Source organism: Tractidigestivibacter sp. (assembly GCF_050946515.1).
Lineage (GTDB): Bacteria > Actinomycetota > Coriobacteriia > Coriobacteriales > Atopobiaceae > Tractidigestivibacter.
In genome coordinates, this window is the sequence record NZ_JBMNUX010000019.1 from 17,303 (window position 1) to 38,307 (window position 21,005).

A 21,005-nucleotide genomic window follows, 5' to 3' on the forward strand; every position below is an offset into this window, starting at 1 on the left:
ACAAGCGGCGCTCTTCGGGCGTGGAGGCGGGCGTCTGGGCTGCGCCTATGCGCACCCGATGCATCCGTCGCACGCGCCGTCGCACGAAAACGCCTGCGCCGTCGGGGTTGCGGCAAGGCCGCCCTCGGCCGTCTCGCGCAGGGAGGCGGGAAGCGCGTGGCCGACCTCGGACATCGCGACGACTGCCTCGTCAAACGGAACCAGGCTCGTGATTCCTGCAAGCGCGAGCTGAGCAGAGCACATGGCCACCGAGACGCCCATGGCGTTCCTTGCCTGGCAGGGGTACTCAACCATCCCTCGCACGGGGTCGCACACGAGCCCCAGCGTGTTGGCGATCGCCAGCGCTGCCGCGTCCAGGCACTGCGATGCGCTTCCTCCGAGCATCTCGACCAGCGCGCTTGACGCCATGGCGGTTGCGGCGCCGACCTCTGCCTGGCACCCTCCCTCGGCGCCGGCAACGGTGGCGTTGGTCGAGATGATGGCCCCTATTGCCGAGGCGTTCCAAAGCGCCTTCTTGACCAGCGCCTCGTCTGCCCCGACGGACTCGGCGACCGCCAGAATCGACCCCGGCACCACGCCCGAGCTTCCCGCCGTCGGCGCCGCAACGATCACGCCCATCGTCGCCGAGCGCTCCAGCGTGGCCATCGCCATCGCGATGCCGCGCGTTGCCGTCGCGCCCATGAGCGCGTCGCACACGGGGGTCTTGCCGGACATGCTCACGCGCAGCGCCTCGCCGCCAATCATGCCGCCGAGCGAGCGCTTGGGGTGGCTTATCGCCTCGACCGTCTCGTCGCGCATGACCTGCAGCACGCGGTCGAGCATGGCGTCGACTTCGGAGCCCGCAAGCCCCTGGGCTGCCGCGATGCCCAGCTCGCGCCCGCGCATGAGCTCGCCTATCGAGAGGTCATTCTTCTCGCTCAACGCCACGAGGTCTGCGCCGGTGGCAAAGGCGTACGGGGCGTCCTCGTCAGCGTCTCCAATCGCGGGCCCTGCTCCAGGAACATCAACTTGCGAAGCAAAGCCAACGTGGGGAACCTGCCGCAGAAGCTCAATGAGCTCCTGGTCAACGGCCTCGTCTACCTCAAAGACGGTGTATGCGGCGCCTCCGCGCTCATGGCGAAACGTGCGCATGGTCGCGATGTTCACGCCTGCGCCGGAAAGCACTGCGGTCAGCGCGGCCAGGACGCCGGGGCGATCCTCGTGCGCCACGAACACGGTGGGCATCTCGCCCGCGATGTCTACGGGCACGCCGTCGATGGAGGAGAGGCGAATGCGCCCGCCGCCGAGCGACTCGCCCATGACCGAGATCTCCTTTCCGCCCTTGATGCGCATGCGAATCTCGACGGTGTTGGGGTGAAGGGTCTCGTCCTCTCCCTGCTCGATGATCGCGAAGTTGAGCCCGGCCTCGCCGGCAAGCTCGAAGGAGCGGCGAACGCGCACGTCGTCGGGGGCAAGCCCCAAGATGCCCGCCACCAGCGCGCGGTCGGTGCCATGGCCTGCGTGCGTGCGCGAGAAGGAGTTGTACAACAAGAAGTCGACGCTCTCGAGCGGCTGGGGCGCCAGCGAGCGCGCCACCAGAGCGATGCGCAGGGCGCCAGCGGTATGCGAGGAAGACGGCCCCACCATGACGGGACCCAGCACCTCAAATGCGGACATCGTGACCATAGCAACTCTCCCTCGTAAAAACGGCGCCAGCCCCGACCATGCGAGACTGGCGTCGCAGGCAGACAAAAGGCGGCTGCCGAGCTAGTTTGCCATCGGCAGCGCGCGGTCCAGGCGGGCAAGCACGCAGTCGCGGCCGAGCAGCTCAAGCGACTCGCCGAGCGGCGGGGAAACCTGGTTTCCGCACTCGGCAACGCGCACGGAGCCGTAGAACTTGCGCTTGTTGGAGCCGACCTTCTCGGGCAGGGGCTCCAGCGCGGCGTCGATCGTGGCGGCCTTCCAGCTATCGGCAGGAATTGCGGCCAGGGCCTCGCGGGCGGCCACAAGCGCATCATGCGCGCCTTCGCGCTCCAGGTTCTTCTTGACGCTCTTCTCGTCAAAGGTCACGCTGTCGCCCTCGTAGAGGAAGCGCGCCTTCCCGATGACGTCCGGCGCCACGGTGGTGCGCGGCTTCAGGATGGAGGAGAGCAGGTCGTACCAGGCGTCGTCGTGGGCGAGCGCGCCGTCGGTCTCAAGGCCGGCGGACACGAGCTGCGGGATCAGCACCTGGGTCGAGAAGGTGCGGTCGTCCATGGCCATGAGGTAGGCCTGGTTGATGGCGTCGAGCTTCTTGGGGTCGAACGTGGAGGGGTTCTTGGACACGTGGTCGAGCGAGAACTCGCGCGCCAGCACGTCGCGCGGCACGATGGTGGTCTCGCCGTCCAGCGACCAGCCGAGAAGCGCCAGGTAGTTCACGAACGCGTCGGAGAGGTAGCCCGCGTCGCGGTACTCCTCCACGCTCGTGGCCCCGTGGCGCTTTGAGAGCTTCTTGCCGTCAGGGCCCAGAATCATCGAGATGTGCGCGAAGGTGGGCACCGGCGCGCCGAGCGCCTCGTAGACCATGACCTGGCGCGGCGTGTTGGACAGGTGGTCGTCGCCGCGGATGACGTGCGTGATGCCCATCATGGCGTCGTCGACGACGGTCGCGAAGTTGTAGGTGGGGGTGCCGTCGGAGCGGAAGATGATGAAGTCGTCCAGCTCCTTGGCGTTGAAGGTGACGTCGCCGTGCACCGCGTCGTGAACGATCACGTCGCCGCGGTCCAGCGGCACCTTGATGCGAAGGGTGTAGGGCTCGCCTGCGGCGATGCGAGCCTTTGCCTCCTCGGGCGGGATGTTGCGGCAGGTTCGCTGATAGCCCTGGAAGGGGTCGTGGCGCTCCTCGGCGGCTTTCTTGTCGGCGGCGAGCTTCTCGGGCGTGCAGAAGCAAGGGTAGGCCTTGCCCTCGTCCCACAGGCGCTGCGCTGCGTCGCGGTAGAGCTGCATGCGGTCGGTCTGCTTGTAGGGGCCATAGTCGCCGCCAACGCCGGGCCCCTCGTCCCAGTCAAGGCCCAGCCAGCGCATGGCGCGCAGGATGACCTGGGTGTTTTCCTCGGTGGAGCGGGTGGGGTCGGTGTCGTCGATGCGCAGGATGAACGTGCCGTGATTTGCGCGGGCGAACGCCCAGTTATAGATTGCGGTGCGCGCGCCGCCCACGTGGAGCTTGCCGGTGGGGGAGGGCGCAAAGCGCACGCGCACGGGAGTGCTGTCAGCCAAGGTGGAACCTCTCGTCTCGAGCCTTTTCATGAACGCGCTCTAGTATAGTCACTCGTGGGGTCACAAAGTCTACTTCACACGCTTTACGCGCTGCAGCCTGCGGTTTGTTTCCCGCTTGCCTCGATTTTCTTTGCTTGCCGCCCAAGATTTTTGAATTACTCTCAAAAATCGAAAGTGCTGATGCTATCATCAATCTGTTATGAGTTCATTCATGGTGGATAGGGGCCCATGAACATGGCGTTGCTAGACGAGAAGACGACGGCTGAGCTGGCAGCAAGCTTCAAAAAGGCCAGCGCGGTGGCAAAGACCAATCTTGAGGAGAAAGTAACAAAGCAGACGACGCGGCTTCGCAGCAGTGCCAAGACGCGCAAGAGCGCAGCGACGCGCGAGCGCATCATGGCCGCCGCGACCGAGATCATGGTCGAGCGTGTGAACACCGACTTCCAGATGAGCGAGGTCTCCACTCGCTGCAAGATGTCCAAGGGCGCTCTCTACTATTACTTCTCCGACAGGGACGCGCTGGTAGAGGCCATTTTTGACCGCTCCATCGAAGAGCTTGTCAACGCCGTGGAGCAGGCCGTCTCCGAGGCCAACTCCGCCATCGAGGCGCTCGTGCGCCTGACGCACGTCGTCACCGAGCGCATGAGCTCCGGAAGCCCGCTGGCGCTTGCCCTCACGCGCGAGGTCGTCGACGCCAACAACAACGTGATCCCAACCGTCGAGACCCACTTCGCCCGCATCATCTCGATTATCGGCGCCCAGCTCGAGCGCGCGAAGGTCGAGGGCGTCATCCGCCCGGACGTCGACAGCAGGATTGGCGCGCTTGCCATCTCGGGCTCGTTCATCCTCCCGTCGCTCGCGCTTGAGGCCACGGGCCCCAAGGGCGAAGAGGAGACGAGCGAGCTTGCCGACGCCCTTATCGACGTCATGCTCAACGGTATGGGCACTGCCCAGACCAAGGCCGAGATCAACGCTGCCCTCAACCGCGTTGGGAAGGATGCCGAGTCCGGAAAGGACGGGCCTTCAACTTCTGGCGATTCTGCGTCAGGCGACGGCAAATAGCACCGCTCGCCGTTGGCGCCGTTTCAATTGTCTATTCTTTGACGGGTCTTGCGCCCAGGTAGAAAGGAACTGTACATGCCTAGCAAGAACTACGTGTTCACCTCGGAGAGCGTAACCGAGGGCCATCCTGACAAGATGTGCGACCAGATCTCCGATGCCATCCTCGACGCAATCTTCTCGCGCGAGCTTGAGCTTCAGAAGGCTGGCGACCCCAAGGCCAACGTCAAGAACGTGCGTGCCGCCATCGAGACCTTCACCACCACCGGCACCATCGTCGTGATGGGCGAGGTCCGCACCGAGGCCTACGTCGACGTGCAGAAGATCGTCCGCGACACCGTCCGCAAGATTGGCTACACCCGCGCCAAGTACGGCTTTGACGCCGACACCTGCGGCGTGCTCAACCTGATTCACGAGCAGAGCCCCGACATCGCCCAGGGCGTCGACGGCACCTTCGCGCGCGCCAACGACCAGGACGCCATCGACAAGATTGGCGCCGGCGACCAGGGCATGATGTTCGGCTACGCCTCCGACGAGACCGACGTCCTTATGCCTATGCCCATCTACCTGGCGCAGCGCATGGCCAAGAAGCTTGCCGAGGTCCGCAAGGAGGGCACCCTCACCTACCTGCGCCCGGACGGAAAGACCCAGGTGACCGTCCGCTACGAGGACGACAAGCCCGTGGAGGTCACGGCCATCGTCGTGTCAACGCAGCATGCCGCCGACGTCAAGCTTTCCGAGATCCGCGAGGACATCATCGAGAAGGTTATTAGGCCCGTTCTCGACGAGGTCGGCATCAAGTGGGATGACGCCAAGATCTACGTCAACCCCACCGGCCGCTTCGTGGTCGGCGGCCCCATGGGCGACACCGGCCTTACCGGCCGCAAGATCATCGTCGACACCTACGGCGGCATGGGTCGCCACGGCGGCGGTGCCTTCTCTGGCAAGGACCCCACCAAGGTCGACCGCTCTGCAAGCTACGCCGCCCGCTGGGTTGCCAAGAACGTCGTGGCTGCCGGCCTGGCCCACAAGTGCGAGGTCGAGCTCGCCTACGCCATCGGCATCCCTGACCCCGTTTCCATCATGGTTGACACCTTTGGCACCGGCTCCGTCGACGACGAGGTGCTCTCCAAGGCTGTCGAAAAGGTCTTTGACCTGCGTCCTGGCGCCATCATCCGCGACCTCGACCTGCAGCGCCCGATTTACGAGAAGACCGCTGCCTATGGTCACTTTGGCCGCGACGACGCCGACTTCACCTGGGAAAAGACCAATCGCGTCGACGAGCTCAAGGACGCTGTCGCCCAGCTGCAGTAGGCTTTGCCGCGCCGGCAGCACAGCCTACCAATCGGCTCTTTGACCTGACGACCCTTCCTTTGCCTTCGAGAGGAGTGCGAATGCGCGCCTCTCTTCTGGCAGGGGAGGGTCTTTTTTGTCTTTCGAGGTAGCCGGTCGACGAATTGGCACCCTGTTAGCCGCGCCGAAGTGCGTTTGGGTGCGCTGAAGTGCCCTTAGTTACACAAATCTTGGCGAAATTGCACCGAAGTGCCCTTAGTTACACTGGGATATGGCGAGCCCTCAAGTAGTCGGCAAAGAGCATGCCCAATATATTGTGGTTAGTTGGAAACCAAACCACTATGGGTAGGAACGCTACTTTTGCCAGCCTTGAAACCCAGTGTAACTAAGGGCACTTCGGTGCAAAAATCTCAGAATTTGTGTAACTAAGGGCAGTTCGATGCAGAGCAGGCGCCGCGATGCGGCGCCTGCTCTGCCTAGTGACGTTTGATGCGAGCTCTAGGCCCTCTCCGCGCGGGCGATGAGGGCAAGCAGCTCGGAGGTCACAGCCTCGGGCGCACACTTGGGCAGGACGTGGTCCGCCTCTGGCACGACAACGCGACGGGCGTCAGGTATGGCGTCGAAGATGCGCTGCGTCTCTGCGGGATCGATGCAGTCGAACTCGCCGACCATCACGGTGACCGGGCAGGAGATTGCGGAGAGCGACTCCGCGGAGATGTGGGGCTCTTCCAGCATGAGGCGCATGAGCTGCGCCGTCGTGCGGGCTTCCGTGGCGCTCGGCGTCACAATCGTCGTGTCGACGTCGGCGGGAGCGCTGTCAAGCCATGCGGCCCAGGCCTCGCACTGGCGCGCGGTGCCTTCCATGTCCCAGTCGTCCTCGGCAAGCACGCCCTCGGGCGTCAGGTTGGCTCCCATCGAAAGGAGGGACGCGACGCGCTCTGGATGGTCTCGGGCTAGAAGAAGCCCCTCTATGGCTCCATCGGAAAATCCGACCACGTGCGCGCGGTCCACGCCGAGAGCGTCAAGCACCCCAAGCGCGTCTTCAGCCATCAGCTCGTAGGTCAAGCGCGCGGTTCCGCGAGTAGATTTGCCCTGCGCTCGCGAGTCGACTCCGATGGCCGAGCGCCCCTGCGCGACAACGGCGTCAATCTGGGGTCCAAATATTCCGTGCTCCTCGCCGTTTCCGTGTAGGAAGAGTACGGGCGTGGCGTCCGCCTCCTTCACCTGGCTCTCGGCATAGAAGAAGGCGGCGATCTTGGCGCCGTCGGGCGTCGGCACGCTGCGCGCAATGCGCGGCGCTGTGCTCGGGCGCTGGTAGTAGCTGGGAAAATGCGGCTGCGGAGGCACGGGTGTGGGTGTCGTCGCAGTAGAATCTGGCATGGTCATGGGACTCCTTTCGTAATGCCCCTAGCATACCAGCCGCGTAGCCACACGCCCCGCGCCTGCTCCTACATGATCTTGGTCTCCTCGAGCTTGCGCTCGAACCACGCGTTCAGCCTGATGACGGGCTTGCGCAGCACAAGGCCCAAGAACAGCGACGGAACGATAAACGCTGAAAGCGCCAGAAGCTCGATCCAGAAGTCGTTGGCATAAAGCCCCGCAATCGCTGCGCGCATCGCGTTTTCTGCATGCACGAACGGCAGCCACGGATAGACCGCCTGGAACGCTTGAGGAAGCATCTCCTTGGGGAACGTGCCGCCAGAGCCCGCCACCTGGATAACCATCAGCAGGACGGCAATCGCCTTGCCCACGTCGCCAAACGAAGCGGTCAGCGAATAGATCACGTTCACGAACACGATCGACGACACAAACCCGCAGAGCAGGAAAAGCCCCGGATGCACGCACTGGATCTGCAGGAAGTACAGGTCTCCCAGACAGATGACGGCGGTCTGCATGAGGCCGATCACGATGAAGAACGCAAGCCGGCCAAAGTAGGCCTGCCACGGTCTGCAGCCAATCTCGCGCTTGGCGGCCTCGGACGGCGCGGTCTTGACCAGCGCGCAAAGGATGACGCCGCCAATCCAGATGGCGAGCACCGTGTAGAACGGCGCCATGGCAGAGCCGTTGTTCTCAACGGGGAAGATGGCCGTGCGGTCCATGGTGACCGGCTCTGTGATGAAGGCGGCAAGGCTGTCCGGCCCCGCGCTCAGGATCGTGCGAATCTGGTCGATGTCGCCCGAGCCAAGCGCCGCGGAAAGCCTCTCGTCGAGGCCTCCCAGCTTGTCGTTGGCGTCGTCGAGCGCGTCGGCCGCCTCGCCAAGCGCAGCCGCCAGGTCGTCCAGGTTGCCCCTGGCCGAACCGGTCGCGCTGTTCAGCGACGATACCGTGGCATCGATGGACGAGCTTATGCCGTCCGCTCCGTCCGCCAGCCCGTCGATCTGGTCGGCCAGGCTGCCGAGGGAGGAGCCCAGGTCAGACTCGTAGGCCTGCTGCACCGCGTCGACGCCGCTCTCCGCCTGGCTGACGAGCGCCTTCAGCTGCGCGCGGCTGGCCTCGGCATCAGTTTTTGAATTGCTCAGGTCATCTTTTGCCTTGCCGAGCTCGTCCGAGAGCTCGCTCAGGTTGTCGATGGTTGTCTTGAGCGAGGCGTTGAGCCCCTCAACCTCAAGGCGCACCTCGTGAACGCGCTGGTACTGCACCGTGGTCTGGTCAAGCGTGTCCTCGTAGCTGATGACTTTGTCAAGCAGCGTCGCCGTGTCGCCGTCAAGCGAGTCGTAGACGCCCTGCAGCTCCGCGGTGCGCGCGTCCACGATGTCCTTTGCGTTCTGCAGCGCGTCCGCGGCCTTGTCCGTCTGGGTGCCGGCGGCGTCAAACGCGTCGTCAATCGCGGAGTCGACAGAAGAGAGGCTGCCCTTGCTCTTTGCAAGCGCGTCGTTCACGGAGTCGGTGGTGCCCGAAAGCGCCGAGTCGACGTCGCGGATGCCGCTCGAGCTGGTGCGCAACAGGCCGCCCGCGTCGACGGTCGCGGCAAGCGAGGAGGACGAGTTGCTCGACGAGCTGTCAAGCAGGTCTGCGGCGCTAGCAACGATCGCCTGGTAGGAACGCACGTTGTCGGCCGTGGCGCCAAGCTGGTCGCGCGAGTCGCCAATCACCTGCGACAGCCGCGCGGCAAAGCTCTGCACCTGGTCGTCGTCCATGTAGTCGCCGACCTGCGAGAGCACCGACGTCGCAACGTCCACCACGGCCGCCGAGAAGGTCTCGTTGATCGTCTGCTGCGCCGAGGTCGACGCCTTGTCGGTCACGATGGATGCAATCGCGTTCTCCTTCTCGTTGCTGTAGAAGAGCACCTGCGGGTGCGTGGGGTTGTCGGAGAGCACCGTGAACATGTCTCTCGAGAAGGACTCTGGAATCACAATCGCGGCGTAGTACTTGCCGGAGCGCACGCCCTCGATGGCCTCGTCCTCGCTTGTCACGGTATAGCCAATGGCCGTAGAGTCGCTGAGCTTCGAGACAATCCGCTCGCCCATGTTGACCTCGACGGGCATGAGGTCGCTCGAGTAGCCCTCGTCGTTGGTTGCGAGCGCGACCTTGATGTTCCCGGTGTTGTCGTAGGGGTTCCAGCTGCCCGCGATGTTGAACCATGCGTAAAACGACGGGACGACGATCATGCCCACGCACACGACGAGGCTCACGGCGTTCATGACGATGTGCTTTGCGTCGCGGACTATGAACTGCCAGATCTTCCTCATCGCTCGTCGCCTCCCTTCGCCGCATCGGCGTCTTGGGCGTCGCCACTGTTCCCAGGAGCGCCGGCTCCGTTGCCGTCGCCTGTAGCGTCACCGCCGCCCGCGCCGTCGCCGCCGCCCGCGCCGCGCCGGCGCTCGATCACGTCGCGCAGCAGGTCGTGCGCCGTCACGTTGTCAAGCCGCATCTTCTCGATCGGCGCGAAGGCGAGAAGCTCGCTCTTCAGTGAGTCGCTCATCATGTCGTAGAGCTCCTCGGGGGACTTGTCGGCAAGCGCGGTCTTCTCGCCAACGCGGTTGTGGAGGTACTCGATGACGATCAGGAAGGTGCAGATTATCAAAAGCGAAAGGATCCAGAGCGTCAGCAGCACCATCTTGAACGGCAGCACCAGCATCAGCACCAAGAGCGCCGGCGGCACCACGAGAAGGGCCAGGATGGAGCGTCGCACGAGCACGGGGTAGCGCAGCTCGAAGTTGGCCGCGCGCGCCACAAACGTCTCGCGGTACTTCTGCGAGTTCATGAGCGCCTTGATGATGGTGGTCAGGCGGAAGCGCGACTCGTCCATGCTGTAGTGCTCGGTGACCATCATCTCGGTCTCGTCCAGGCGCCGGTCGAACAGCGCGTTGATGTTCAGCAGGTAGCGGCGCAGCGTGACGCCGATGAAAAGCGAGATGGGGAACAAGAGTCCCAGCACGAACAGGTTCCAGCCGTAGTAGTAGCCGTAGAAGCCGGCGATGGCCTCGCGCATGGCGTTGATGCCATAGGTGAAGGGCAGCCACGGGTGCAGCGCCTGGAAGAAGCCCGGCATCATCTCGATGGGGTAGGTGCCCGACGAGCCGGGGATCTGCAGCACCACGAGAAGCACGCCCAGCGCCTTGCCGATGTGCTTGAAGGCGATGGAGAGCGCGTAGATGAAGTTGACGTAGCAGAAGCTCTCGACGATGCCGGCAAAGACGAACGCTGCGGGCGAGACGCACTGGATGCCCAGCAGAAGGTCGCCGACGCAGCAGACGACGGCCTGCACCAGCCCGAGCAGGCTCAGCAGCAGCCCGCGGCCAAAGTAGCCCTGCCAGGGCTTGTAGTCGCCGACGCCCTCCTTGTCGACCTCAAGCTTGTAGATGGCCACAAGCACAAAGCCGCCGACCCAAAGCGCGAGGTTGGTGTAGAAGGGCGTGACGCCCGAGCCGTAGTTCTCAACAGGATAGATGGGGGTCTCGACCAGCTCGGCGGGGGACTGCATGAACTCCGAGACGCTCTCGGGGTCCATGTCCATGAGGTCGCCCAGAAGCTGCAGGTTCTCCGCGCTCTGAAGGGCCGCCACGTCGTCGGCGACGCCGCCCAGCTGGTCGGACGCGGTGCGGAGAAGCCCCGCGGTGTCTGCGATGGTCCCGTCGCAGCTTGCGAGCACGGCGTCAAGCCGGTCGAGCGACGACTGAGCCTGCGAGACGACCAGCGGCAGCGCGTCGAGCGAGCCCTTGAGGCCGCCGCCCACGTCGGCGAACGAGTCGAGCGCGGAGGAGAGCTGCGGCATCGTCTGGCCGTCGATGGTCGAGCGGATGTCGTTCAGGGCGTCGGCGGAGGTCTGGATCGCGTCGTTGACCGACGAGGAGAGGTTGCGCACGTTGTCGGTGCCCGACTTGATCTCGTCCGAGAGCTGCTGCAGCTGGCTCAGGTACGCCTGCTGCTGCTCGTCCAGCTGCACCAGGTAGTCGATCTGGGTGTCAAACTCGTTTATCACGTCTTGCTGGTAGGAGAAGGACGCGTCGGGACCCGAGATGCTCGCAATCACGTCGCGCTCGTCGGTGAGCGTCGCCTTGAGCGAGCGCGTGGTGTTGTTCGCCGCCTCGATGGCCGAGATTGCTGCGTCGATCTTGCTCGTTGCCCAGCCCACGTCGCCGGCGATCTGGCCGATGTCGTAGCTTGCCTGCGACGAGATGCCCGACACCTGCGTGGCGCTGTCCCCGATCGCGGCGCCGATGGAGGCGAGAAGCGCCTGGGACTTGCTGCGCGTGGTCGAGAGCGCGCCGAGGTCGTCGGCGAGCGTCTGCGAAAGGGACGCGGTCTGCCCGGATACCTGGTCGAGCGCCGACTGGGCGTCGGAGATGGCCTGGCGCGCCTCGGTGATGGTCTGGCGGGTCTGCTCAACCTGGTCGGCGGCGTCGCCAAGCGAGCCGGAGACGTCGCGGATATCGGTCACCACGCTGCCGGCCGCCTCGTCGATGGCGCCCGCCGTGTCTCCAGCCGCGCCCTTGACCTTCTCGGCGACCACCTTCGAGACGGTCGAGACGAAGGTGTTGTTGATCGTGTCCTCGATGGTCGACGCGCCGGTGTCGGTGACCTTTGGCGCAACGGCGTTCAGCTTCTCGTTCACGTAGTAGGTGATGTGGGCCTTGTCGGTCTTGCCGTCAAGGACTCCCGCCAGGGTCTGCGTGAAGTCCTCGGGAATCACGATGGCCGCATAGCAGCTGCCAGACTTCACGTCCTCCAGCGCCTGGTCCTCGTCCTCGAACTTCCAGCCCAGCTGGGTGTTCTTCTCCAGCTCCTCTTTCACCATGTCGCCCGCGTTGATGTATCCCATGCCCTCGACGTCGGCGCCCTTGTCGTTGGTCGCGACGGCCACGCCCACGGTGCTGGTGTTCTCGTAGGGGTCCCAGTTGGCGATGATGTTGAACCATGCGTAGAGCGAGGGGATTATGCACACTCCCAAAGTGACGATGAGCGCTACGGGGTTCTTGAGGATTCGCTTGAGATCTCGCCAGAAGATGGCAAATGCCTTGCGCACGGAGCCTCCAACTTTGGTCAGATTAACAGCTGTTAGTGCTCATTAGGACATGCTGAAAGAAGCCTGTATAGTCTACCGCGATGAGGGCTCGTTTTGAACCTGGTTTAAAAAATATATCGAAGTCAAGGAGATGCTCGCGGCGGAACCACTTGCCGCCCGTATCGTTTGCTTGGCGGCTTGGTTAACTTTTTCTCCAACAGATGTGGGTACTTTAGAAAAAGAGTTCTCTCGGGGTGGCAAAGCATGCCATCTACGTGGGGAAATAGCACATCAATATGTTTAGGAGGCACCATGTTCGACATCAATGGCAAGACTGCGGTCGTCACGGGCGGAACCTCGGGCATCGGCCTGGCCACGGCCAAGGCGTTTCTGGAGAAGGGCGGCAAGGTCGTCATCGCCGGCCGCAACGAGAAGCGCGGCGCCGACGCCCTCGCCGAGCTCAAGAAGGTCTCGCCCAACGTCGAGTTCAAGCAGACCGACACCAGCGACCCTGAGCAGGTCAAGGCCCTTATCGCCTTTGCCGTCGAGAAGTTCGGCTCGCTCGACATCATGTACAACAACGCCGGCATCGGCGACGGCGCTCCTGTCGACAAGATGGAGGACGAGGCCTTCCAGAAGCTCATCTCCATCAACCTGACCGGCGTCTTCTACGGCATCAAGTACGCCGCTCAGGAGATGGAGCGCGAGGGCCATGGCGGCGCCATCGTGAGCACCTCCTCCATCGAGGGTACCGTCGGCGACCCCAACCTGCCCTCCTACAACGCGGCAAAGGGCGGCGTCAACATGCTCACCCAGTCCGCGGCGCTGGCCCTTGCAAAGTATGGCATCCGCGTGAACACCGTGAACCCCGGCTACATCTACACGGGCATGGTCAACGAGCAGACCCTGGGCAAGGAGGGCATCGACTACCTGGTGTCCCTGCACCCGCTGGGCCACCTCGGCCAGCCCGAGGACATCGCCCACGGCGTCGTCTTCCTGGTTGAGAACGAGTTCACCACGGGCACGCACCTCTACATCGACGGCGGCTACACTGCCCAGTAAGCGCTGCTGCGCTACGCAACCGCAAGCCGGACGCTCGCATTTTGCGGGCGCCCGGCTTTTTTCGCGAGAAGCTCTGGTGATACGCGCAGCTCGCGCTCGCCTTTGCCGACGTGCCTACTTCGCTGCCTTAGACCCGCCGAAGACGTCACTCATGTCCATGGAGTCAAGCGCCGCGTCGATTGCGGCCACCTCGTCGGCGGAGAGCTCGATGTCGCCGGCGGCGGCGTTCTGGGCGAGGCGGTCCAGGTGGCGCGAGCCGGGGATAGGCACAATGTAGGGCTTCTTGCAGCACATCCACGCGAGGGAGACCTGCGCGGGCGTGGCGTCGTGCCGCGCCGCGAGGGCGGCAAGAAAGTCCGTGAGCGCCTGGTTCTTGTCGATTGCGTCGGCGTCAAACTGGGGCATGCTCGCGCGGTAGTCGGTCGCGGGGTCAAACGAGGCGGCGTCGCCCTTGGTGACCGCGCCGGTAAGAAATCCGTTTGCGAGCGGGCTGAACGCGATGAAGCCGATGCCGAGCTCTTCGAGGGTGGGGAAGAGCGACTCGTGCCAGCGTGCCATCATCGAGTAGCGGTTCTCGATCGCCGCGACCGGACAGACGGCGTGGGCGCGGCGCAGGTAGCCCTCGCTTGCCTCGGAGATGCCCCAGTTGAGGACCTTGCCCTCGGCGATGAGCTCTGCCATCGTGGACGCGACCTCCTCCGGCTCTACGTTGGGGTCGATGCGGTGCTGCAGGTAGAGGTCGATGTGGTCAGTCCCCAGGCGCTTGAGCGACCCCTCCACTGAGGCGCGGATGGTCTGGGGGCGCGAGTCGAGGTGCAGCGGGTAGGGCGCGCTGTCGTGCTCGTAGTCAAAGTGGATGCCAAACTTGGTGACGATCTTGACGCGCTCGCGCCTTGCGCCCTTGAGGGCGCGCCCCACGAGCTCTTCGTTCACATGCGGACGTCCGGCATAGCCATAGGTCTCGGCGGTGTCGATCAGGGTGTAGCCAAGGTCGTCGACGGACGTCTGGATAAGGCGGATCGCCTCGGCGTCATCGAGCGCGGGGCCGTATCCGTGCGAGAGGCCCATGCGTCCCAGGCCGATGGCGGATACCTCGAGGTTCTTCGATAGGTGCTTCTGCTTCATGCTCTCGTCTCCCTGCGCAATCTGTTGGTGGGCTTCCGGCGGGCGGTCGCCGGGCGTTGGGTTCCACCTATATTCTGGGAAGGCGAGAGCGAGAAGTACAATGCCGGGCGCGCCGGTCTGCATGCACGTGGGACATGGTCGAGGGGTCGCGCAGGCGAGCGCGCGCCTACGCCTTGCGCACCTCGAGCAGGGCGGCCAGGCTCTTCTCGAACTCGCCCACCCAGTCCAAGGTCCCCTGGCTTATGCACCAGAAGCAGAAGTAGCCGGTGAACATACGGTCGGCGGCCTCGCAGAGCCTCTCGGGGTCGGAGCCGTTGCCAAACTCGCCGCTTGCCTGGCCGCGCGCGATGATCGCCGCCATCGTGCGCTTGAGGTAGGGGCGCTCGTCCAGGCTGTGGCGGTCCTCCTGCAGGTTGGTGATGAGCATCCTGCGCATGAGCTCCTGGCCGGCGGCCTCCGTCTCGTCCTCGATCGTGGCAAAGCAGATGCGGATCTGCTCCCATGCGCTGGCGGTGCCCACGAGCTCGGACAGGCGGTCGTTCAGGCGCATCGAGACGCCCTCGTAGAAGTCGACGATAAGGTCGTCCTTTGACTTGAAGCGCGTGTAGAACGTCGGCTTGCTGATGCCGCACGCGTCGCAGATGTCCTGCACCGTGACGTTGTCAAAGCCTCGCTCGCGAAAGAGCTTGAGCGCCCTGTCCGAAATCTCTTGCCTGTCCAAGGCCCAGCCCCTTCGCTCGTCGTGGCCAAATTGAATTCAGACTGTTGAGAGTCACCATAGCCGAGGATATCGCAACCTCGCGTGTGCTCCTCTCGCCGACAGAATCTTACCGCAGTAAAGAAATCCTTTATCATGGGTAAGGCTGCCGCAAGGCATCACGTCGCCGGTCGAATGGCACGGCGCCTTTACTTCGGAGAGGGGATCGTATGGACTACAGCAACCTGTTCACGCCGTTTTCCGTGGGAAGCATGCGGGTCAAGAACCGCATCGGCATGAGCCCCATGGGCACCAACTCCGCCTTCACCAACGGCAGGAAGGACGCCCAAGAGATCGACTACTTCATCGAGCGCGCCAAGGGCGGCGCCGGCATCATCTTCATGGGATGCCAGATGCTCAACGAGAAGGTCGCGCAGGGCTCCATGGAGGGCTACCTTGACTCGTTCACCGTGCTGCCCTCGCTTACCTCCGTCTGCGACGGCGTCCACCGCTACGGCGCAAAGATTGTGTGCCAGGTGAGCCCCGGCACCGGCCGAAACGCCTTCCCGGACACCTTTGGCAACCCGCCCATCTCGTCCTCCGAGACGCCTTCCGTCTTCAACCCCAACATCAAGTGCCATGCCCTCACCAAGGACGAGATCGCCCAGATGATGGACGGCTTCCGCTTTGCCGCGGGCGTCGTGCGCGACGCGGGCTACGACGCCATCGAGATCCATGCGCACGCAGGCTACCTCATCGACCAGTTCATGAGCCCCGTGTGGAACAAGCGCACCGACGAGTACGGCGGCACCCCCGAGGGCTTCGCGCGCTTCCCGGTTGAGATCGTCCACGCCATCAAGGACGTGGTGGGCGACTCCATGCCGGTGATCTTCCGCATCTCGCTCGACCACCGCTTTGAGGGCGGCCGCACGATCGAGGACTCCGTCAAGCTGCTCAAGATCCTGGAGCGCGAGGGCGTGGATGCCTTTGACGTGGACGCCGGCTGCTACGAGACGCTCGACTACATCTTCCCGCCAAGCTATCTGGGCGAGAGCTGCATGAGCTACGTGTGCGACGCCGCGCGCAAGGCCGTGGACGTGCCGCTCTTCACGGCGGGAACGCTGAACCCCGACGCCGCCTCAAAGCTCATTTCCGACGGCACGGTCGACTTCGTCAACTTTGGCCGCGCGCTCATCGCGGACCCCTACCTGCCCGCAAAGCTCAAGGCGGGGCACCCCGAGGACGTTCGCCCCTGCCTGCGCTGCAACGAGTATTGCATCGGCCGCATCTGGAACAGCCACACCAAGCTCAGCTGCGCCGTCAACCCCTCCGCGATGGAGGAGGTCCGCTTCCGCCTCGAGCGCACGCAGAGCCCCAAGAACGTCGTCGTGGTGGGCGGAGGCGTCGCCGGCATGGAGGCGGCGCGCGTTGCCGCGATCGAGGGCCACAGCGTGACGCTGCTGGAGGGCCGCGACCATCTGGGCGGCACAGCGGCCGACATCTGCGGAGCCTCGTTCAAGCTGAACATCAAGAAGCTCGTCGCCTGGTACAAGACCCAGCTTGCCAAGTACAAGGTGAACGTGCAGCTCAGCCACCCCGTGACGGCAGACGATGCGCTGCTTGCCTCCGCTGACGCCATCATCGTGGGCACGGGAGCAAAGCCCGTCGCGCCGCCGATTCCCGGTCTTGACGGCGCAAATGTGGTGGGCGTGCTCGACTTCGAGCGCGACACCAGCCGCGCCGCCGGCGAGCGCATCGTGGTTTGCGGAGGAGGCGCGTCGGGCCTCGACTGCGCGCTCGAGCTTGCCTCAGACCTTGGCAAGAAGGTCACCGTGGTGGAGATGCTTCCCGAGTGCGGCAAGGACGTCTTCTTCATCAACAAGATCACGCTCATGAACCGCCTGGCAGAGAGCGGCGTGGAGCTTCTCACCAAGAACAAGGTGGTCTCCATCGACGAGGGCGGCGTGACCGTGGAGCTCGAGGACGGGACCCAGGAGCACCTTGACGCGGACTGCGTTATCGACGCCTTCGGCATGCGCCCAGACACCGAGCTCGCCGACGCCATCGACGCCCGCTACCACGACAAGACCCGCGTGGTGGGAGACGTCCGCCGCCTGGGCAAGCTGGGCGACGCCATCCGCGACGGCTTCTATGCGGCAAGCAGCCTGGACATGGACCTCTACGTGTAGGCACCAATATCAGAAAGTGAACCAAGAGGGAAGGGCGTTGCAGAAGCGATGAGCCGCCGGGCGCTCGCGGGTGCGTGCGTCCGGCGGTCTTTTGCTGGCAAGGACGTCATCGAGACGTGCCTTTTCTAGGGGAGGGCTCGGCTCCAGCTAGTCTCTCAGCATCTCTCGCATCTCGTCCTGCTGGCGCATCGCGGCGAAAGCCTTCTCGTAGAGGGCTAGGGCAAGCCCCTCGTTCAGCGCGCCCGTGTAGTACAGCGCGCCGAGCTGGCGTGCAGCTCCGCTCGATTTCTGGTTGTCAATGATCCTGAAGAACTGGTAGGTGTCCGTGAGGAAGCTGACCACGAACGTCCGCTCGGGATCTGAGTTCACAGAGCCGTTCTGGATGAACGTGTCGCTGAGCTCGTTGAGCATGTCCCAGTCTTGGGCCATATCCTCTAGGTCCGCCTCAGACAGAGGCTCATCTTGGCCGGGCGCAATCTGCCTGAGCGCCTGCTTGCCCTCGTCGGAGAGAACGAACTGACTATTCAAGATAATGCCCATGGCCGTTCCTTTCCCAAGATCGTCCGAGCGGGCTTCCGCCAACCCGCCCTTCTGGCTGCCAGCGCCGCTCGTGGGTAGAATCAATGGCAGGAGATTCGCAACGAAGGCTTTCGGGAGGAGGGCGCCAATGCTTGCTCTTGTCGTCATCGTGCTGTGCGTTTGGCTTCTGGCCGAGCTTGCCTTCGGGGCGCCCACGCCTGACGCCCGTACGCCGCGCGTAGGCGCCTCGGCGTATGGATGGCTCGTGGTGGGCTCGATCGTCTTCTCGCTGGTCATGGCGAGGCTTGGCTTCCCGTTTGTCTTCCTGGTGTTTCCGCCCATCTTCTTCGTGTTCGGGTCCGGGCGAAAGACGCGCTAGTTAGGCATGCCGAATGGCGCGAGGCGTGCGGAGAAGTACCGGCAGGCGCTTGCAATATTGATGAGCTGACGGAGTGCCATGCGCCGCAAGGCGGACGGGCGGCGTGCCTTTACGCCTGCTTCATCAGCTGGTCGGTGAAGCCGAGGTCGATGAGGGTATGGTATGCCGCCATGACCTCGTCGGGCACGGGCTGCTGGGTCTGGTAGCCCAGGGAGGGGTAGACGAGGATGCGCTGGAGGTCGCCCACCATGAGGGCGATGAACTCGTGCTTCGAGATGGGCGCATCGGTCTCGTAGAAGGCACAGTAGTCGCGGTAGCCAAGCGGCGGGGGAGACATCAAAAAGTCAAGCTCTGGCCACTGTGCCTGGAGCGTTGCCTTGGTCCTGAGCTCGCGCGCGGGGCGGTCCACGACGATCACCCTCTTGCCGGAAAGCCCCTCGCGCCTAAGGACCTCCTTCGAGTTGCGGATGTTCTCGCCCGTGTTGGTCGAGGCGGTCTCCGTGAGGATGGCGTTGTCGGGCACGCCCATTGACCTCGCGATTCTTGCGAAGCGGAGCGCCTCGGGCTCGCTCCAGAGCTTTGATGTGACCTTGCCGAGGCCGCCGGTGAACAGGATCTTGTCCACCACGCCGGAGAGCTGGAGCGAGGCTGCGTGCTGCGCGACGTGCTCGTCGTGGTTGCCCAACGCCAGGGAGAGCTCGCAGTGCTCGAGCTCGTCGTCTATGCGCTCGAACTCGAAGAGCGTCTGGGCTGCCTGGTCTATCGCGCTGTCGTTCGGGGTCTGCATGGGTGCCTTTCGAGGGTGTTGGGCTTCTTGGCTTGGTGCGCTCCCATTATCGCAGAGACATCTGGAGCGCGCGTCGGTTGCCTTTCGGTCTTGCCGGCTGATGCCGCCATTTCTGAGAAGGCCAAGACCGTAGAATTGAGGGCGATCGCAATCATCGCGCCTTTCGCCGACTGTAGCTGGGAGCCTCATGGACAAGCTCGAACTATACCTGCTCTTTATCAACCTTTTGACGTTTGCGCTCTTCACCATCGACTACCTGCATTGGAACAGGACTGGCAAAGAGCTCTTCAACCATGCGACGCTCGGCCTCTTTGCGGTTGCCGGCGGGGGAGTGGGCATGCTTGCGGCGTTTCTCGTGTGGGACCGGAAGGTCGTGAAGGACAACGTCGCCTGGCGCTTCATTGCCATCCTCTCAATCATCGTCTGGTGCTTTGTCGTGGCGTTTTACTACGGCTACCTCACCTTCGACGTGAACCAGCTCTTCACCGGAATTGACCCGGGCTTTCTGCGCGGGCTAGGCATATATCTGCTGGTCATCAATGTGATCACATTTGCCGTCTTCGTCTACGACAAGCGGCAGGCACTGCGCAACGGCTGGAGGGTTCGCGAGTTCGTGCTGCTTGGCCTGTCATTGCTGGGCGGCGCGCTCGGCGGGCTCATCGCCATGCGCGTCGCGCACCACAAGACTCGCGTCTACTACTTTGTCATCGGCCTGCCGCTCATGATCGTGATTCACGTCGCCTCGTTCATCGCGCTCCATGCTGCGGGGGTGTTTTAGGGGAGCGAGAAGGGCACTGCTAGCGAATGCTTCAATTCTTTTTGCTGGTATTGATACGCCTGCCAAATGCTTCTACTTGTTTTCTGCAGTTGAGTATCCACTTCATATGGATGTAAGGATTTCTACTTATTAAATAATGTTGTGTGCTATTAGGTGGCGTTTCCTCGAAATGTAAGAAACGACGCTTCGCTTTTTCTGAGAGACGTTTGCGCTAACAGAAAACTTGTAGTCGCTGAAACTTGCCATATCTGAGATGGTCCGATATTCAGGAGCATACACATTCTGCTGATAGAGAGTCAGATGATAATTGGGCGGCTCGCAAGCCAAGCGGAAGTTGATTATTGGCGCTAGAGAGGGCTTTTTCGAAGGACATATTTGTGTCCGGACCCTTTGCTAGAATCATAAATGTATAAGTTGGCTGGCTTAATCTGGGAAGTCATCTTAGATTTGTTTCACTATCCATTTGTCTGCGAGAGAGGTATTGCATTGGGGCAAGAGACCGACACTCAAGATAATGGGAAAGAAGTTGTGTCGAAATCAACCGCCATACTTGCAGACGGCTTTATGGAGGGCTTTGAGCGACACTATCCTACCGAGATCCTCGAGACTCTTCTTTGTGATCGAACTACTGGGAAAAACATCATCTGGGCAGATGGAGAGTATGAAGCACTTGGAGAGGGCTATTCTCCAGAGGATGAAATCACTTTCGATGCAATATCTGGCACAAATTCTGGCGTTATCAAGCCACGGGTTCTCAAGGCTTTGGAAAGACAATCTCGTCGTACAAAAACTCGCGCTGAGGTTTTCACTCCATCTTGGCTGGTGAATGAGATGAACAATGCCCTCGATGCTGACTGGTTCAGACATTCGGGGGCGTTCAATAGGGAAGTCGGTAATACTTGGGAGACGAACCACAATAAGGTTGTTTTTCCTAAGGTAAAGGGTCGCGGTTGGCACGATTATGTCACCAGTACGAGGCTTGAAATAACCTGTGGAGAGGCGCCGTTCCTTTGCTCTAGATACGATACAGTCACTGGGGCAACAATACCCGTTAATGAGCGTATAGGAGTACTTGACAGGAAACTTCGCATCGTAGGCGAGCGAGCTCGCTCTTATGATGACTGGACAAAGTGGGCTCTCGCGGCTCTGCGGTCGACTTACGGCTACGAGTACCAGGGAGACAACCTTCTGATAGCGAGAGTTAATATGCTTGAGACGTTCACCGAGCATTATGAGTCGCGTTGGGGGCAGAAGCCTGCAGAGCAGGATTTGAGAAATGCTGCATGGGTTGTCTCGTGGAACCTGTGGCAGATTGATATGGCTGCCCAAATTCAGACACGTTTGAAGCCGAGCTAACGAAAGCCCTAGGATGTGCCGAAAGGCACGGAAGGGCTATTGCCATGAGCAAGACGACGAGAAGGAAGTACGACCCCAAGTT

At 62.8% G+C, this 21,005-nt stretch carries 16 protein-coding genes; 7 read left to right on the plus strand and 9 right to left on the minus strand.

From position 1 onward, the window contains the following. Positions 1–45 precede the first annotated feature (45 nt). Positions 46–1,665, minus strand: coding sequence for an L-serine ammonia-lyase, iron-sulfur-dependent, subunit alpha (gene sdaAA / locus ACOYJL_RS09755; RefSeq protein WP_433570039.1), 1,620 nt, complete (start codon positions 1,663–1,665; stop codon positions 46–48). An 81-nt stretch (positions 1,666–1,746) separates the two neighbouring features. Next, positions 1,747–3,234, minus strand: coding sequence for a glutamate--tRNA ligase (gene gltX, locus ACOYJL_RS09760; RefSeq protein ID WP_433570040.1), 1,488 nt, complete (start codon positions 3,232–3,234; stop codon positions 1,747–1,749). A 234-nt stretch (positions 3,235–3,468) separates the two neighbouring features. Here gltX and ACOYJL_RS09765 point away from each other — a divergent pair, with 234 nt between their 5' ends. Together ACOYJL_RS09765 and metK are read left to right on the plus strand one after the other, a co-directional pair. Continuing rightward, positions 3,469–4,296: a TetR/AcrR family transcriptional regulator gene (locus ACOYJL_RS09765; protein WP_433570041.1), complete on the plus strand. Its 828-nt coding sequence runs from the start codon at positions 3,469–3,471 to the stop codon at positions 4,294–4,296. Positions 4,297–4,371: 75 nt separating this feature from the next. After that, complete coding sequence (gene metK, locus ACOYJL_RS09770; protein WP_433570042.1) at positions 4,372–5,607, plus strand: methionine adenosyltransferase; 1,236 nt, start codon at positions 4,372–4,374, stop codon at positions 5,605–5,607. 477 nt (positions 5,608–6,084) lie between these two features. Here metK and ACOYJL_RS09775 read toward each other — a convergent pair whose 3' ends face one another. The 3 genes from ACOYJL_RS09775 to ACOYJL_RS09785 form a co-directional block, all read right to left on the minus strand. Further along, the gene (locus ACOYJL_RS09775) at positions 6,085–6,966 is read right to left on the minus strand and encodes an alpha/beta fold hydrolase (RefSeq protein WP_433570043.1); all 882 of its coding nucleotides are present in this window, start codon (positions 6,964–6,966) and stop codon (positions 6,085–6,087) included. Positions 6,967–7,034: 68 nt separating this feature from the next. Beyond that, a complete protein-coding gene (locus ACOYJL_RS09780; RefSeq protein ID WP_433570044.1) occupies positions 7,035–9,275 on the minus strand; it encodes a YhgE/Pip family protein in 2,241 nt (746 codons plus the stop codon). Continuing rightward, complete coding sequence (locus ACOYJL_RS09785; RefSeq protein ID WP_433570045.1) at positions 9,272–12,052, minus strand: YhgE/Pip family protein; 2,781 nt, start codon at positions 12,050–12,052, stop codon at positions 9,272–9,274. Before ACOYJL_RS09785 ends, ACOYJL_RS09780 begins: the two co-directional genes overlap by 4 nt. 291 nt (positions 12,053–12,343) lie before the next feature. Between ACOYJL_RS09785 and ACOYJL_RS09790 the strand changes: the two genes are divergently transcribed. Beyond that, on the plus strand, positions 12,344–13,093 hold the full coding sequence (locus ACOYJL_RS09790) for an SDR family NAD(P)-dependent oxidoreductase (protein ID WP_433570046.1): 750 nt from the start codon (positions 12,344–12,346) through the stop codon (positions 13,091–13,093). 114 nt (positions 13,094–13,207) lie between these two features. Here ACOYJL_RS09790 and ACOYJL_RS09795 read toward each other — a convergent pair whose 3' ends face one another. Both ACOYJL_RS09795 and ACOYJL_RS09800 read right to left on the minus strand, forming a co-directional pair. After that, positions 13,208–14,218, minus strand: coding sequence for an aldo/keto reductase (locus tag ACOYJL_RS09795; RefSeq protein WP_433570047.1), 1,011 nt, complete (start codon positions 14,216–14,218; stop codon positions 13,208–13,210). 166 nt (positions 14,219–14,384) lie between these two features. Beyond that, a complete protein-coding gene (locus tag ACOYJL_RS09800) occupies positions 14,385–14,939 on the minus strand; it encodes a TetR/AcrR family transcriptional regulator (protein WP_433570048.1) in 555 nt (184 codons plus the stop codon). Between the two features lie 206 nt (positions 14,940–15,145). On the opposite strand from ACOYJL_RS09800, the gene ACOYJL_RS09805 reads away from it, so the two are divergent. Next, positions 15,146–17,104, plus strand: a complete 1,959-nt coding sequence (locus ACOYJL_RS09805) for an NAD(P)/FAD-dependent oxidoreductase (RefSeq protein WP_433570049.1) — start codon at positions 15,146–15,148, stop codon at positions 17,102–17,104. Positions 17,105–17,251: 147 nt separating this feature from the next. Here ACOYJL_RS09805 and ACOYJL_RS09810 read toward each other — a convergent pair whose 3' ends face one another. Continuing rightward, positions 17,252–17,644 (minus strand): hypothetical protein, encoded by a 393-nt coding sequence (locus ACOYJL_RS09810; protein ID WP_433570050.1) that lies wholly within the window; start codon positions 17,642–17,644, stop codon positions 17,252–17,254. Between the two features lie 127 nt (positions 17,645–17,771). Between ACOYJL_RS09810 and ACOYJL_RS09815 the strand changes: the two genes are divergently transcribed. Continuing rightward, a complete protein-coding gene (locus ACOYJL_RS09815) occupies positions 17,772–18,002 on the plus strand; it encodes a hypothetical protein (protein WP_433570051.1) in 231 nt (76 codons plus the stop codon). 109 nt (positions 18,003–18,111) lie between these two features. Here ACOYJL_RS09815 and ACOYJL_RS09820 read toward each other — a convergent pair whose 3' ends face one another. Beyond that, positions 18,112–18,789, minus strand: a complete 678-nt coding sequence (locus tag ACOYJL_RS09820; protein WP_433570052.1) for a YdcF family protein — start codon at positions 18,787–18,789, stop codon at positions 18,112–18,114. Positions 18,790–18,976: 187 nt separating this feature from the next. Here ACOYJL_RS09820 and ACOYJL_RS09825 point away from each other — a divergent pair, with 187 nt between their 5' ends. Together ACOYJL_RS09825 and ACOYJL_RS09830 are read left to right on the plus strand one after the other, a co-directional pair. After that, positions 18,977–19,567 (plus strand): DUF1294 domain-containing protein, encoded by a 591-nt coding sequence (locus ACOYJL_RS09825; protein WP_433570053.1) that lies wholly within the window; start codon positions 18,977–18,979, stop codon positions 19,565–19,567. A gap of 405 nt (positions 19,568–19,972) precedes the next feature. Further along, positions 19,973–20,923: a hypothetical protein gene (locus tag ACOYJL_RS09830; RefSeq protein ID WP_433570054.1), complete on the plus strand. Its 951-nt coding sequence runs from the start codon at positions 19,973–19,975 to the stop codon at positions 20,921–20,923. The last annotated feature ends 82 nt before the right edge of the window (positions 20,924–21,005 follow it).